Source organism: Phocaeicola sp. (assembly GCF_057861905.1).
On sequence record NZ_DBMACV010000019.1, the window covers coordinates 1 to 15,506 of the forward strand.

At 42.1% G+C, this 15,506-nt stretch carries 10 protein-coding genes and 1 pseudogene; 2 read left to right on the forward strand and 9 right to left on the reverse strand.

Features of this window, described 5'->3' with window-relative positions:
* Positions 1-93 precede the first annotated feature (93 nt).
* Positions 94-600, forward strand: a pseudogene (locus tag ACZM60_RS05570) (ATP-binding protein); the annotation flags it as partial.
* Positions 601-659: 59 nt separating this feature from the next.
* Here the strand turns inward: ACZM60_RS05570 and ACZM60_RS05575 are convergent.
* From ACZM60_RS05575 to gdhA, 8 genes are all read right to left on the reverse strand, one after another.
* Positions 660-1,910, reverse strand: a complete 1,251-nt coding sequence (locus tag ACZM60_RS05575) for an ABC transporter permease (RefSeq protein ID WP_489520990.1) — start codon at positions 1,908-1,910, stop codon at positions 660-662.
* 11 nt (positions 1,911-1,921) lie between these two features.
* Entirely contained in the window at positions 1,922-3,097 is a 1,176-nt protein-coding gene (locus ACZM60_RS05580) for an ABC transporter permease (protein WP_489520991.1), read from the reverse strand.
* A gap of 9 nt (positions 3,098-3,106) precedes the next feature.
* On the reverse strand, positions 3,107-4,093 hold the full coding sequence (locus tag ACZM60_RS05585; protein WP_489520992.1) for an HlyD family secretion protein: 987 nt from the start codon (positions 4,091-4,093) through the stop codon (positions 3,107-3,109).
* A 9-nt stretch (positions 4,094-4,102) separates the two neighbouring features.
* Positions 4,103-5,575: a TolC family protein gene (locus tag ACZM60_RS05590; protein ID WP_021970490.1), complete on the reverse strand. Its 1,473-nt coding sequence runs from the start codon at positions 5,573-5,575 to the stop codon at positions 4,103-4,105.
* Between the two features lie 141 nt (positions 5,576-5,716).
* A complete protein-coding gene (locus ACZM60_RS05595) occupies positions 5,717-7,111 on the reverse strand; it encodes a S41 family peptidase (RefSeq protein WP_489520993.1) in 1,395 nt (464 codons plus the stop codon).
* A gap of 7 nt (positions 7,112-7,118) precedes the next feature.
* On the reverse strand, positions 7,119-7,988 hold the full coding sequence (locus ACZM60_RS05600; RefSeq protein WP_021970488.1) for a hypothetical protein: 870 nt from the start codon (positions 7,986-7,988) through the stop codon (positions 7,119-7,121).
* Positions 7,989-8,061: 73 nt separating this feature from the next.
* Positions 8,062-9,792 (reverse strand): fimbrillin family protein, encoded by a 1,731-nt coding sequence (locus ACZM60_RS05605; RefSeq protein ID WP_489520994.1) that lies wholly within the window; start codon positions 9,790-9,792, stop codon positions 8,062-8,064.
* Positions 9,793-10,031: 239 nt separating this feature from the next.
* Positions 10,032-11,369: an NADP-specific glutamate dehydrogenase gene (gene gdhA, locus ACZM60_RS05610; protein WP_021970486.1), complete on the reverse strand. Its 1,338-nt coding sequence runs from the start codon at positions 11,367-11,369 to the stop codon at positions 10,032-10,034.
* 231 nt (positions 11,370-11,600) lie between these two features.
* Here gdhA and ACZM60_RS05615 point away from each other — a divergent pair, with 231 nt between their 5' ends.
* Positions 11,601-14,555: a PEP/pyruvate-binding domain-containing protein gene (locus ACZM60_RS05615; protein WP_489520995.1), complete on the forward strand. Its 2,955-nt coding sequence runs from the start codon at positions 11,601-11,603 to the stop codon at positions 14,553-14,555.
* A gap of 93 nt (positions 14,556-14,648) precedes the next feature.
* Here ACZM60_RS05615 and ACZM60_RS05620 read toward each other — a convergent pair whose 3' ends face one another.
* Complete coding sequence (locus ACZM60_RS05620; RefSeq protein ID WP_489520996.1) at positions 14,649-15,497, reverse strand: helix-turn-helix domain-containing protein; 849 nt, start codon at positions 15,495-15,497, stop codon at positions 14,649-14,651.
* Between the last annotated feature and the right edge of the window lie 9 nt (positions 15,498-15,506).

Consider the following 15,506-nt stretch of genomic DNA (forward strand, 5'->3'; position numbering starts at 1 on the left):
TAATTTGTAATTAATTGTTTGTCAGACTTAAATATACAAAATAATTCGGTGATTACCAACTTTTAAAGATACTTTCTTATCCCGAACTCACGTATTCTTGATTTTGATACTCCGATTGAGTGGATAAATACTGAAGGTATGGATTGCAATGAGGAGTTTGTTGGTGAGAATTATGGACGTATTAATAAGCCGGAAGCGGAATTGTCGATTGCTCAGTTGAAGGAATATATTACCAAGATTGGTCGGGAGCGGTTTCTCGGTGAGCGTATCGACGTTGGTCTGATTTCTCCTTATAAAGCTCAGGTGCAATATCTGCGTCGGCTTGTGCGGAATGATGCTTTCTTCAAACCTTACAGGCAGGCGATAACCATCAATACGGTCGATGGCTTTCAGGGGCAGGAACGGGATGTCATTCTCATCAGTTTAGTTCGTGCCAACGAAGAAGGGCAGATTGGTTTCCTGAACGACTTGCGCCGTATGAATGTTGCTATTACTCGTGCCCGTATGAAACTGATTATATTGGGAGATGCATCTACACTGACCAAGCATGCCTTCTATAAAAAGTTGTACAGCTATATAGAAAGCTTGCATGACTATTAATTGGGGACATGCTGGGGCAGGGCTGATTGTATGAGAAGCTCTTTTCTTACCTCTAAGTCTTAATTTGCTTGCAGGCGTTTTTTCTTTCTGTAAGTTTTCAGGCGGTCTATGGCATGCTTGCGGCTTAGCATAATCTGATGCCGGTATACCAGACAGGTTGTGAGGAAGTAGACAACTGCTTGTATCCATAGCGCTCTGATTTGAGGTAAGGTATCGTGTAGCGTTGCTCCCATTGTATTGATGTGTACATAACCGTTTATTCCGAAAGTGGAAGGAAAAATCCAGGAGAAGACTTCCCAAAACTTAGGTACGGCTGCTCCCGGCCATGATATTCCCGATATGAATAGCAGTGGTACGGATGTAAATACGAAAATCAGCATGCACGACTCTCTGTGATGGATAAAGATAGAACATGTCATGGCAAAGAAGATGCATGCCAGCAGATATGGCAATGTAAACCAGAACAATGTAGCAGGCTGGGCCAGTTGTACCAGACTGAACAGCTTGGGAACAAGGCAAAGAATATATGCTGACATTACTGCATAAATCATCAGATATGCCAATGATTTTCCCATTACTATGCGTAAAGTTCCCTGATATTGCCGGCTGATAGGTACAAGATCGCGAAAACGATTGTTCTCACGTGCAGTACCAGCCGAAAGTCCGATTCCCAGTAAGAGGGTTTGTTGTATGATAAGCATCAGTACGGCTGGAATCAGAAAACTGGCAAATCCATCTTGTGGATTAAAAAGAGATACAGATTCGTACTCTATGGGAGTGGTGCTGACCTCATCTTGCCGGTTAGTGGTATTCCCTAAGCGTTTTATCTGAATAGCTTTATTCATCTTCAGGGACGTTTCGGTATTTGCCATTAGGATGGCTTTATAATATAGCATACCGCTCATGTCGCAGTAAATGCTTACATGTGTCTGCTTTCCTTCGGCTATGTCGCGGCTAAAGCTTTCTGGTATGTAAATAACGCCGTATACCTTTTGTTCTTTTACAAGAAGTTTGGCTTCCTCCATATCGGCGTAGTAAGATTGTATGCGTACATCAGGGCTGCCGTCTACCATACGTATGTATTTTCTGCTGAGGGTGCTGTTGCTTGCATCCACTACTGCGGTAGGAACTTCCCGGACGACTTCATTGGTGTAGATAAAGGCATATACTAATGGATAAGCCAATGGAACCAATAGAAAGAAAATCAGGACTCCCTGATCTTTTATGGTAGCTTTCAACTCTTTCCTGAAGATGTAGAACAATCCGTTCAGTCCTTGTTGTATCGTATGTCGGAATGAATATCTTTCCATAAATCAAGCTTTTAAGGAATATAGGTATAGTGTAACATGACCGTACGCAATTTTTTGAGTACGAAAAATGGAAGTAATATGAATATCAGTAATGCTACCACGGAGTGCCATGCGTAAATGAGCGGATAACCGTTGAGTGCAAGGTTGGCATATAACAGGAAGTAATGCCTCAATGGGAATAATACACAGAGTGCCTGAAGCGTCGGGTGCATTGCCATAACCGGATAGGTGAACCCGGAAATGGAAAATGAAATGACTCCCCAAAGAGATGCTGCACTGAGTGCCAGACGAAGAGAACCGAATAAACCGAAAAAGAATATTCCTACAGCTTGTGAGGCAAGTACAAGCAGAAGCCCTGCCAGAAGCATAGGGAATATACCGCTGTTGCATGGGTAGTGCAGAAATCCATAAAGGTATACGTTATAAAATACGGCGATGATGAAGAAAATAATGGTTTGGGGCAATAGCTTTCCTGCCAGTGCCGTTACAATGGAATTGTCTGCCATCTGCATTAATTCTTTAGCTGTATTCTCTTTTATCTCTGTCCCTATCGTGTATACGGTGACCAGAAAAATCAATAACATCAATATTCCCGGGCAGAGAGTATTACACAGATAAACAGAATAGTTCAGCCACGGGTTGTTGAGTGCATGGGTCTCTATTACAATCGGTTGCAGGAATGCCATAGCCTGATCTTCGGTAGCTCCTTTTGCCAGTAAAGTACTTTGTCCGATAGCTGCCGAAGCCAGTTCGCTCATGGTTCGTTGATCCCGATACAGTAGAGAACCTGCTATCAGGTACGAATAGTTGGTATAAAAAGAAACCTTAGGCTGTCTGCCTGCAATCGCTTTTTCCGTTGTTCCTTGAGGTATGTAATAGAACGAATAAATCTCTCCGCGCTGAATGGCTTCCCTGGCATCATTGAAGCTGTTGTAGTGAGCAACGATTTGAGTTTGCTGAAACGCATCCAGATTGCGTATGATGGTACGGGTTGTCGATGTGTTGTCTAAATCCACTACACCTGCCGGCAGGTTAGTAGGTAGTCCGTTGCTCATCAGTGTGGTGAAGAAAATGTAGCTGAATATCGGAGCTATAACCATGCAGAACAGATACATTGGTTTGGTTGCAATGCGCATCACTTCTCGTTTTGCAATCTGTAACAGGCGTTTATGGATAGTTATTGACATGACAGTTTGTTATTTTTCGATGATTGCCGACATACCTGGGCGTAAGTTCTCTACCGGTTGTACAGGTTTAGCTTTTACTTCAAATGTTTTCAGGTCGAACTGTCCGGTTGTCTTGGTAGCTTTCCAGGCAGCATAAGTTCCTAAGTCTTTCATATAAGTGACCTTGAATGTTACGTTCTTTTCCAGAGCCGGAATATAGGCACTGATTTCGCCACCTACGGTAAAGTCTTTCAGAAAGTCTTCTCGTACATTGAAGGTAACCCACATATCATTCATCTGGGCAACGTTCATGATAGGAGCACCTGTTCCTACGAGTTCTCCCACTTTCGGGAATATTTCTGTTACTTCTCCATCGGCAGAAGCTATAAGATAAGTTTCATTGATATAAGATGTGACTTCGGCAACAGCTCCCTTTGCACGTTCTACCTGAGCGGCTGCCATTGCTTTGTCTTCACGCTGGGCACCGTTCTTGGCCATGGTATATTGTGCATTTGCAGCTCGTTCGGTTGCTGCCATTGCATCATATTGTGCTTTAGCTTCGTCACGTTTCTGTGCCGACATGACACCTTCTTCATATAGGCGGTTGACACGCTTGTACGATTTCTCAGCTATCTCCAGTCCGGCTTTTGCCTTTTGCCACATTTCGAAAGCAGCCTGAAGTTGTTCGGAACGAGTACCACGTATAGCCTTTTCGTTCAGAGCTTGTGCGGCCTCTTCGGCAGCTTGGGCTTGTGACAATTTGGCCTGAACATCCGGAGCTTCAAGTATGGCAAGCGTATCTCCTGCTTTTACCTTATCTCCTTCGTCGACCAGAAATTTAAGGATACGCCCCGGTACCTTGCTTGACACACGATATTCGGTAGCTTCTGCTTGTCCCTGAATAATTTCAGGACCTTTTCCGAGGGTAAAGAACCCGATAATGCTTACAATAACAACTACTGCTGCAAGTGTAAAGAATGCCAGCATGATATTGCTGCGTTGAGATTTTTCGGTCATATTGGTTTGTTATTTTAATGTTCCCATTGATTTGTTCAAATATATTTCACTCATTTTCAAATCGATTTGTGCGTCGATTTTTCCTGATTGTGCCGAAAGCCAGGCTGTTTGTGCTTCGAGTACATTGCTGGTTGGAATGACTCCTTCTTTAAAGCCCAGATTTGCATATCGAAGGTTTTCTTCGGCTTTTTCCATATTCTTTTCTGCCATACTCAGTCGTTTGACTGCTTCATTCACTTTATATGAACTTTGTGTGACTTGCAGTTCCACTTTTTCCTTTACATCCTCCAGTTGGTAACGCGCTATGTTGGCTTCTGCTCTGGCTGCTTTCACCTTATAGATTCCTTCTCCCCAGTGGAATACTGGTATTTTTACTACGACACCGATTCCCCACATGCCTCTGAATTTATTTTCAAATCCGTTGACAAGTGCCGGATTGGTGAACAGATAGTTGGCTGTCAGTCCGATAGAGGGAAGAAATTCGGCACGCGTGACATTTATTTTCTGGCGGTAAATCTTTTCTGCAAGTTCCAGCGATTTCAACTCTTGCCGGTTGGCGAAGGCTGTGTTGACATTACTTTCTGTATACATGTCGGGCAAGGTAAGGTTTTCCATGCTTTCATCTGCCAGACGTATGTCTGTGTTTAATGGAATGCCACAGAGTTGGCAGAGTACCATCTTCGAGAGACTTAGTCCGTCTTCTACTTGAGTCAGAGTCATTTCCGCCTCATTTACCTTTACCTTTACACTAAGTTCGTCGGCTGTGGTCGCTACGCCTTCTGCAACCATTTTGCTTACATCTGAGTCTAATTTTTGTACAAGTTTCAGGAAACTTTCAGCCAGTTTCTTTTTGTTCACCAGCGAAATTACTTGCCAATAAGCCTGATCGGTACTTAATATTACATCCTGCATTCCTGTAGCATGTTGCGATTGTGCCAGTTGCTCCGCATACTTGGTTATTTTATTGTATGCTATGATTTTTCCTCCCATGAAAATAGGTTGGGTAAGAGTAGCTGCTCCTACATATAGATTTCTGGTATCGGTACGGAATGCATCGAGGATACTTTGACCGGCTTGGTTGAGTGCACCGGGTATTTTGCCCATGGCATTGTTCAACGGGGTAAGAAGAGGCAGAAATTCCGGATGTTGCACGGCGAGCTGTTGCAGTTCCTGTCCGAATTGCTGTAATTCGTTTCCTACGCTGGTACCCATATTTCCGATGACTTGTTTCTGGTCGTCGTTCAATAGGGATATTTCTTTTTGCGTACGCATGTAACTTCCCGATACATCTATCTTGGGCAGGAAGTTGGTGAATGCCGCTTTTTGCTGATAGTGTGCAGCATTTATTTTTTCTTGCGCAATGCGTAGTTCTTTGTTGTTCGAGAGAGCTAATGCACGACAACTGTCCAGATTTAGGATACGTTGGGCATAACCGCTTAGAGCCAGCCCGAACAATAAAATGAAACTTAAAACTCTTTTCATTACCGATTATACTTTAGTGTTTAGTTGCTTATGCAACATTGCAAATGTATTATAATATAAACAATTCACCAAGTAAAAAGGTTGAAAAGTAAAATGTATTTATACCTTTTTGGCTTTTTTAGCTTATCCGGTTGATTTTGATTAAAAATTGGTTATTTTAGAGCATTTAGGTTTATCGGCTATCGAGTTGTGTATCACTTGTGGAGTACGGTTGATACCGAACCAGCGGCTGGCAGCCGGTTGTTCTTGAGGCGTTTCCGTATCCGGGGTTTCTGTGGAAGGGAAAGTTCCGTTCTCTATATGCTGTAATACGGCATTCATTAGTGCATCTTGTTCAGTACCTAATTCTCCCAGATATCCCTCTACGTCCTCACTTAGTTCGTAATCCGGTTTTAAGCCGTCTGTATAATAATCATAATAATTTTGAGAATTACTTATGTATGCGGTTGTCAGCCAGAATTCCAGTTGTGGATAAGAAGCATTTGTGAACAGGCTTTGGGCCACGTTCTTTCCAAATGTATTTTCTCCAACCTGAAGCAGTTTTTCACCTACGTATGGGCGCAGGCAATTGATGACAATTTCGGAAGCAGAGGCTGTATTTCCTGTTGTCAGGATATACAGATGGTCATACGATGCATTGGAGATTCCTTGCAGTAGGGCAGGGTCGAATGCATAACTTTCCACTTTGTCCAATTTATCATTGTAAATCAGATTAAAACAATTCTGTCCCATGGCATTGGACGGAGCAAGTATGGTACTTAGCAAGAGAGCCGTCGAAACATATCCTCCCGGATTGTATCTCAAATCCAGAACAATATCGTTGGGCGAAGTCGCAAGTCCTTCTGCAAATTTTGCAATCAGGTCAGCCTCTTCAGTAACCTCGAAGCTGTTATACATGATATAAAATACTTTCTTGCCATTAGAAGTCGTAAGGTTTCGGGTAAGAAAGACACTCGGTTCTTCAATGATACGTGGTTGAGGCATTGCAACTTCCAGTGTGTCAGGAGTAGTATTGCTGCCTTTTCGAGCAATCCGATATGTATAGGTCTTGGTCGGAGCCTGAATGTATTCGGTATAATTACTGCTGCTAAGTTTTATACCATTGACCGTACAGATATGATCTCCACGTTGCAATCCGGCTTCACTGGCTGGTGATTCAGACTGTACATATAAAATTGTATAGTAATAGTCGCCATCAGTACCACGGACAAGCGTTCCTTCAATCCCATAGGTCGGATAGTTGCTTTGTACACGTGTCGTTTTTACGGAGTCAACATGTGAGAAGGTCACACCATTCTTCTTGTCTTTATCCGAAGCAACCGATTCCAGAAAATCGGCAGGCTTGTCGAAAAAGTCAAGATCCTCTTCTGCCGGGAGATCTTCATAGAACAAGTAGTTCTGTTGCATGGTTTCGTATATCCATGTTTTGCTTCCAATCAAGGCATAATACTCACCCGAGCGGTCTTCTCCGCATGATGAAAAGAATGCAGTAGTAAGTATCAGGCTTAGTATGAAATAAATCGGATTTTTTCTCATAAAAATATTATTCCATTTCAAATGAGTTTTGACCAATCATATTGCCGTCGGCAAAGATATAAACGGTATATGTTCCCGAAGGAAGGAATTCTTCCACATCCCAGTATACAGTAACACTCTGTTCTTCACCTGTATATTCAATGTATTTCTTTATTGAATAAGTAATCTGGCGGTCTTCGTACTGGAAGGTCGTATTACCCTTTGACAAGATTTCATTATTCGGCTTGGCAATACGCACATAAATGGTTTTGTTTCCAGTTTTGGCAGTAATATTTTTGACAATAGTAAACGAAATAGCTATTTTCTTCACGTCTTTTACCTTACGGGCTTTCTTGCCTCGCTTGTTCATCGGAAGTGCATAGATATTCGTTGCATCGAGCTGTGCGGCTAATGATACCTGTTCATTCAAGTTCTTTTTCTCTGCTGCAAGCGTATTGATTTGTGCGGTAGCAGCTGTATATTTACTTTTGACTTCCTGATTTTCTACCATCAGAGCTGCGTTCAGGCGGTTCAGTGAATCGATTTGCATGACGTAACTTCTCAGTACGGCACGTACTGTTTTCAGTTCTTTCTTCAGACGTATGATTTCTGCGGCGTTACTGCTTTTTACTTGTCGCAGTTCCTCCAGCAGGCGCTGTGTCTTCAGCTTTTCACTTTCCAGTTTTTCGCGCAGGGAGTCATTATTTATTTGTACCTGGAGCTCATCATATTGAGTTGCAAAAGTACTATATTCGTTTTCCATTTCTTCCTTTTCAACGGCGAATACTTCTGTCATTTCTCTATTCTTGCGAAATTCGTTAAACGCTAAGAATGAAACTCCCGCGACAACTACAATCAGTGCCGCTATAACGATGACTAATTTTTTATTTTTTTCCATGAGAACAGATTTTGCGACAAAAATACAACATTTTATGCATACGTATTGTCGTTGAGTATAAAAAAAACATAATCTATGGCTGTTGTAATGTAATAGGGGGAATATCTCCTGTAACCCAGTTATAAAAAGTATGCTGAGGGTAAAGTATAGCATTGTTTTTAATCCAGTTGTTGAGTATGTCTATAGCCGGTGTGCCATCTTCTGTTTGTAAGGTTGATGCGTCGTAGCTGTATATTTGCTTTGGTGTGGTTTGATAATTACTGTAAACAGCTTTTACGTTGTCATCACAATAAAGTCCACACTCTATTATGCTATGATTGGTGATATTAGCAAGCGAACCATATTTTTTCTTTGGTGAATATCCTGATGTTTTATATGCATAACAGTTTTTCATTTCACTTTGAGGTTCCATTGTGTAACAGATACCTGCTCCCGATATGGTATGGAGAAAATTACAACCGGAAGTATAGCAATTTAGAATTTTGCCGTAATTACTATAAACTATTCCTCCGGCTTTTCCATTGGAATGTTGAAATTCAATGTTCTCTGACGAGCAGTTAATGATATACCCTCTGTTTATACCCACCATTCCTCCAACTTTGTTATCAGTGACTTCCGTAAAGGTATTATTACCTTTTATGTGACATCCTGTTATAGTGCCATTATTTCTTCCGATAAGTAATGCTTCGTATTTGCATGTATGGTTTCCGGTAAATGAAGCATTTATTAAATTTAAGTTCTTAATAACACCAGTGGTATCAACAAAAGAAAATAGAGCATATGAATCCATATCTTCTTTTGAGCTAAGCTGTAAGTTGTATAGTGAGAAGTTTTGTCCATCCAGGCAATCTTTGAACCCCATGCTGTTAAGATTTTGTGGGTCGTAATGTCCGATACTTTGCAAGCGGTTACAGTCTTCTGAAGTAAAATGAATATCATTCAGCAGATAGTATACCATTCTTCCATTTACAGCACTTCCAAATTCTTCCAATGTTCTGCCTGTATATTCTTTTCCATTAATCAGATAGGTAAAAGCAATAAAATCTTCGGCAGTACTTATTCCACATGTGTAATCCGATTTCAGATGATAGTTATATTGGTGTCCTTGTTGGAAAGTGGAGGTAGTGACCTGTGCCGTATAATTGCCGTCTGAAGTTTCTAATGTAATATCTACTGACATGTCCGATGCAGGCGGTACAATCAACGTATAAATCCCGCTTTCTTGCTTGGTAAATGTTGTTGTATGAAGATTGTCGGCTGTGTATGTTAGTTGTACTTTTTTGAAATCGATACTGCTAATCGAAATGGATGGTGTAAAACTGATGTTTTTTAGGCGGCGATTTAATATAGGAGTAACCTGAAAAACAAGTTGTGAAAACAAATGGTTGAATTGCAGTACGACAGGATTCCCATATTTGATATTACAAGTAGTGAACAAAAAATCTTTCAATCTTCCGTCATTTTCATAAAAGCTGAATTCTTGTTCTGATATTTGAGGATAATAGGCGGTGATATTGGCCTCCGATGGTTCTGCACTCCATTGTAGTTCCGTAGGAGGATTCCATCGCCCATTGTTATACGTCAGCAGGAGATTGTCGGCAAACAGGCCACCGCTACTATAGAAAGAGATGATGCTTCCGTCTTCCAGATAACCAGAGTTGACAGCTCTGGATTGGTCATTATAAAAGGGGACGGACAGATTTCCTACAATGGAAACTCTATTATATGTAGGAGATGAAAAGTATTCGGATGTACAACTGGTCAACATCAAAACAAAGGCGATAATGAATGACAAATATTTCATGGCATTAAGTTTTATGGTTTACTTTTATAAGACTAACGCCATTTTTGAAATTTGTATACCCGAAAGCACAAAAAAAATACGCTGCCGAACCTTCTCAGGCAGGCAGCGCAAGCTACAATACAAAATACAAATACAACTAAACGAGATATATTGTAAAATTAAGAAATAGAAATAACAAATAAAAATTTGCAAACAGAAAAATGTGATTTCTATTCTTATTTTTTTACAGAGTGAATATATCACACAATACCTTGTGCCATCATGGCATGTGCAACTTTCATGAAACCGGCGATGTTTGCACCTTTCACATAGTTGATGTAACCATCAGGTTCGGTTCCATACTTCACGCATTGTTCGTGGATGTTATGCATAATCTGATGCAGTTTTTCGTCTACTTCCTGAGCAGACCAGCTTAAATGCATTGCATTCTGGCTCATTTCCAATCCTGAAGTAGCTACGCCACCGGCGTTGACAGCCTTGCCCGGAGCATACATCAGTTTGTGTTCGATAAATGCATCGATTGCTTCAGGAGTACAACCCATGTTCGAAATTTCTCCTACACAGAGAACGTTGTTGTCAATCAAATGTTTGGCATCTTCACCGTTCAATTCATTCTGTGTTGCACATGGAAGTGCGATATCTACTTTAACTTCCCACGGACGACGTCCTTCTACGAAAGTAGAGCTTGGGAATTTTTCTGCATAAGGTGCAACAATATCATTGCCCGAAGCACGGAGCTCAAGCATGTAGTCAATCTTTTCGCCACTAATTCCGTCCGGATCATAGATATATCCGTCAGGACCGGAAATAGTAACAACCTTAGCTCCCAGCTGAGTAGCTTTGGTAGCTGCTCCCCATGCTACGTTTCCGAAACCGGAAATAGCAACAGTCTTGCCTTTTATGTCGATACCTTTCTTGTCGAGCATGTGCTTTACAAAGTACAAGCCACCGAATCCTGTAGCTTCAGGACGGATTAATGAACCGCCGAATTCCAAACCTTTACCGGTAAAGGTACCTGTAAATTCGTGAGTCAGTTTCTTGTACATACCGAACATATATCCTACTTCGCGGCCACCTACACCGATATCACCGGCAGGAACATCCATATCCGGACCCAGATGACGCCACAACTCCAGCATGAAAGCCTGGCAGAAACGCATAACTTCTGCATCGCTCTTTCCACGCGGAGAGAAATCGGAACCACCTTTACCACCACCCATAGGAAGCGTAGTAAGAGCATTCTTAAATGTCTGTTCGAATCCCAGGAACTTCAGGATAGAAAGGTTCACTGAAGCATGGAAACGGATACCACCTTTATACGGGCCGATAGCGTTGTTAAACTGAACGCGGTAACCCAGGTTTACCTGTACTTTACCTTTATCGTCTACCCAAGGTACACGGAAAGTAATGATACGGTCCGGTTCTACCAGACGTTCTATCAGTGATACTTTCTCGAATTCAGGATGCTGGTTATAGATATCTTCGATGGAGAGGAGAACTTCTTTTACTGCTTGTAAATACTCTGATTCACCCGGATGCTTAGCTTCCAGAGATGACATAATTTGATTAATATCCATGATCTCTTTTGTTTAAGGTCTGACAAAATGAAATTATTTGTTAATGCAAAGATAGGATTTTGTATAGAACGGCAAAATATTTTGCCTTGTTTTTGTACTCAAAAAGTGATAAAAAGTTAAAGCCGGACAAGTTTGCTGCTGTCCGAAAGTAATTTTTCTATGTTGGTAAGTTGCACAAATCAATAGAATTCCCGTAATTTGTTAAATAAATAAAGCTTAAACCTTGAAGCTATGCTCAGTAAGTTAAAATTAAACCAACTCTATTTTAAAGATACACAGTTCGTCAATCTGATGACGAAACGAATCTTTAATGTGCTTCTTGTTGCGAATCCTTACGACGCCTTCATGCTGGAAGACGATGGGCGTATCGATGAAAAGATATTTATTGAATACATGAACCTCAGCCTTCGGTATCCGCCCCGTTTTACACAAGTATCTACCGAGGAGGATGCCTGGAAGCAGTTAGGAAATACGATGTTCGATCTGGTTATCTGTATGCCGGGGTCGGACAACAGTGATACCTTCGACATTGCCCGGCAGATTAAGGGAAAATATCCTCATATACCTCTGGTCGTATTGACTCCTTTTTCTCACGGTATCAAAGAACGTATGGAGCACGAAGACTTGAGTATATTCGAGTATGTATTCTGCTGGCTGGGAAATACCGATTTGCTGGTATCCATCATCAAGCTGATAGAAGACAAAATGAATCTGGAGCACGACATTAAGGAAGTCGGTGTGCAGATGATTCTGCTGGTGGAAGATTCCATACGTTTCTATTCGTCCGTGCTGCCTAACTTGTATAAATTCGTGCTTCGTCAGAGTCAGGAGTTTGCTACCGAAGCTCTGAATGAGCATCAGCGTACCTTGCGTATGCGTGGACGTCCGAAAATAGTACTGGCACGTTCTTACGAGGAGGCGATGGATTTATATAACAAGTATCAGAATAACATGCTGGGAATTATATCGGACGCACGTTTTCCGCGTGAAGGTCAGATTGATCCGAAGGCAGGCATTCGCTTCCTTACCGAAGTGCGCAGCCGCGATCCGTTCATACCGCTGATTCTTCAGTCGGCAGAAGTTTCCAACAAAGAATTTGCATTGAACTGCGGAGCACAGTTTATCGACAAGAACTCGAAGAAAATGAACATCGACCTGCGGGAGGCTGTTTCCGAGAACTTCGGTTTTGGCGATTTTATCTTCCGCAATCCGAATACCATGGAAGAAGTGGTGCGTGTGCATAATCTGAAGGAACTGCAAAACGCTATTTTCTCCATACCGGCAGAATCGTTCCTCTATCATATCAGTCGGAATCATATTTCCAGATGGCTCTATTCGCGTGCCATATTTCCTGTAGCCGAATTCTTGAAGCAGATTACATGGGAAGGTCTGCAAGATATCGATGCCCACCGTCAGATTATATTCGAAGCAATTGTGAAGTACCGCAAGATGAAGAATCAGGGAGTGGTAGCCGTATTCGAGCGCGACCGTTTCGACCGTTATTCTAATTTTGCCCGTATCGGCGACGGTTCGTTGGGAGGAAAAGGACGTGGACTTGCGTTTATCGACAATATGGTAAAACGGCATGCCGAATTCGATGAGTTCGAAAACGCTTCGGTGGTTATTCCTAAGACGGTAGTACTTTGTACCGATATCTTCGACGAGTTTATGGATATGAACCAGTTGTATCAGATAGCTCTGAGCGATGCCGACGATGAAACTATTCTGCGTGCTTTCCTGCGTGCCAAACTGCCAGACCGGCTGGTCGAGGATTTCTTCGCCTTTTTCGATGTTGTGAAGTCCCCTATAGCCATCCGTTCTTCCAGTCTGCTGGAAGATTCTCATTACCAGCCGTTCGCAGGTATTTACTCAACTTACATGATACCTTACCTGACAGATAAGTACGAAATGCTACGTATGTTGAGCGACGCGATAAAGGGAGTCTATGCTTCGGTATATTATAAAGACAGTAAAGCATACATGCAGGCTACCAGCAATGTGATCGATCAGGAGAAGATGGCGGTGATTCTTCAGGAAGTGGTAGGTACCCAGTATGGCGACCGCTTTTATCCGTCTATTTCGGGAGTGGCACGCTCCATCAATTACTATCCCATCAATGACGAACTGGCGGAAGAAGGAACGGTCAGTCTGGCCCTGGGACTTGGAAAGTATATTGTCGACGGAGGACTTACTCTGCGCGTATGTCCTTATCATCCGGATAAAGTGCTTCAGACCAGCGAAATGGAAATGGCCTTACGCGAAACACAGACACGTTTCTATGCGCTCGACCTGAAGAACTTAGGACAGAACTTTTCACTCGACGACGGCTTTAACCTGTTGAAACTTCCGGTAAAAGAAGCCGAAAACGACGGAGCCTTGAATTATATTGCCTCTACATACGATCCGTACGATATGGTCATACGCGACGGTATCTACCCGGGCGGGCGTAAGGTGATAACCTTTGCCAATATTCTTCAGCACGATGTCTTTCCGCTGGCACGTATTCTCCAGCTTGCCCAGAAGTACGGACAAGGAGAAATGCGCCGTCCTGTAGAGATAGAGTTTGCCGTCAATCTCGATGCTAAAGAAAAGAAAGGAGTATTCTATCTGTTGCAGATACGTCCGATGGTGGATATGAAAGCCGACTTGAATGAAGACTTGAATGCCATTCCCGAAGACCAGCTTCTGCTCAAGAGCGTAAATTCGCTGGGACAGGGCATCATGGACGATATGCAGGATGTGATTTATGTAAAGACCGACGGCTATTCGGCTTCGAACAACCAGTTGATAGCTTATGAAATAGAGAAACTGAACAAGCGTTTCCTCGACGAGGGTAAACATTATATATTAGTCGGTCCGGGACGCTGGGGAAGCAGTGATACATGGTTGGGCATTCCCGTAAAATGGCCGAACATATCGGCAGCCCGTGTCATTGTCGAAGCTGGATTGACCAATTACCGTGTCGATCCGAGTCAGGGTACACACTTCTTCCAGAACCTGACTTCTTTCGGAGTAGGGTATTTTACAATCAATGCTTACATGAACGACGGCTTGTACAATCAGGAGTTGCTGAACAGCATGCTGGCAGTAGAAGAAACCAAATTCTTGCGCTGGGTTCATTTCGACAAGCCTTTGAGTGTCAAGATGGACGGTAAAAAGAAAATCGGTGTCGTCAGCATTGCCTGATTTCATTGTATGAAAAGAAAAACAGACAGGAAGATGCTGTAAAGAAACATCTTGTAAATGGTTCTTTCGTCTTCCTGTCTGTTCTTTTTATGCTTATCCGTTATTCCTGTATTCCAACGGGCTCATGCCTACATATCGCTTAAAATACTTTCCGAAGAAAGACATGTTGGCGAAATTCAATGAGTCGGATATTTCCTGAATAGACAAATTTGTCGATTTCAGTTGTGATTTTGCATCCATAATGACCATGCGCGATATGATTTCCATACACGTATTGCCGGTTGCCTGCTTCACGGTAGTACAGAGATGCGTATGCGTAATGCCTAACTTTTCTGCATACCATGCCACATTACGCGTCTTGTTATAGTTCTGCATGACCAGCTGGGTGAAGTTTTTGCATAATATTTCGCTTTTCGACAGATTACTTTTGTTGTCGTTCGCCCGGTTGCTGTACATGGCAGCTATCCCTATATGAATGTTATTATATAAATAAGGAGTAATTCGCTTACGCGTGTTTTCGTTAAAGAATTCATAAAGTTTAATCAGGAAACAAAGATAATCTTTTAACAGTGCGGCGCCTTCCGGACGAAGAGTAATAAGCGGTCTGCCCAGTGGAATATACAATGTCTTCATGGTAGAGCGGTTTAAATTGGCCTGTTCTACATATTTTGAAGAAAATCCACCGAAATACAATTCCAGTTCTCCCTTTACGCTATGTATCTGAAGAATTGTTCCCGGCATGATCGAAACAAAATCGTTGGCGCGTACAGTTATTCGGTTCAGGTTAACTGATGCTTCTATTTCACCGCTCATACACAGAACGAAAATTTCCGATTTTATTCGGCATGGGAAATTAGTGTATAAGCTTAGAAGTTCTTTACTGATACCTGTCCCTACAATCCATTCTTCCGGTAAATCTATCTTGGGTAATTCTTTTTCCATCGTTTAAAA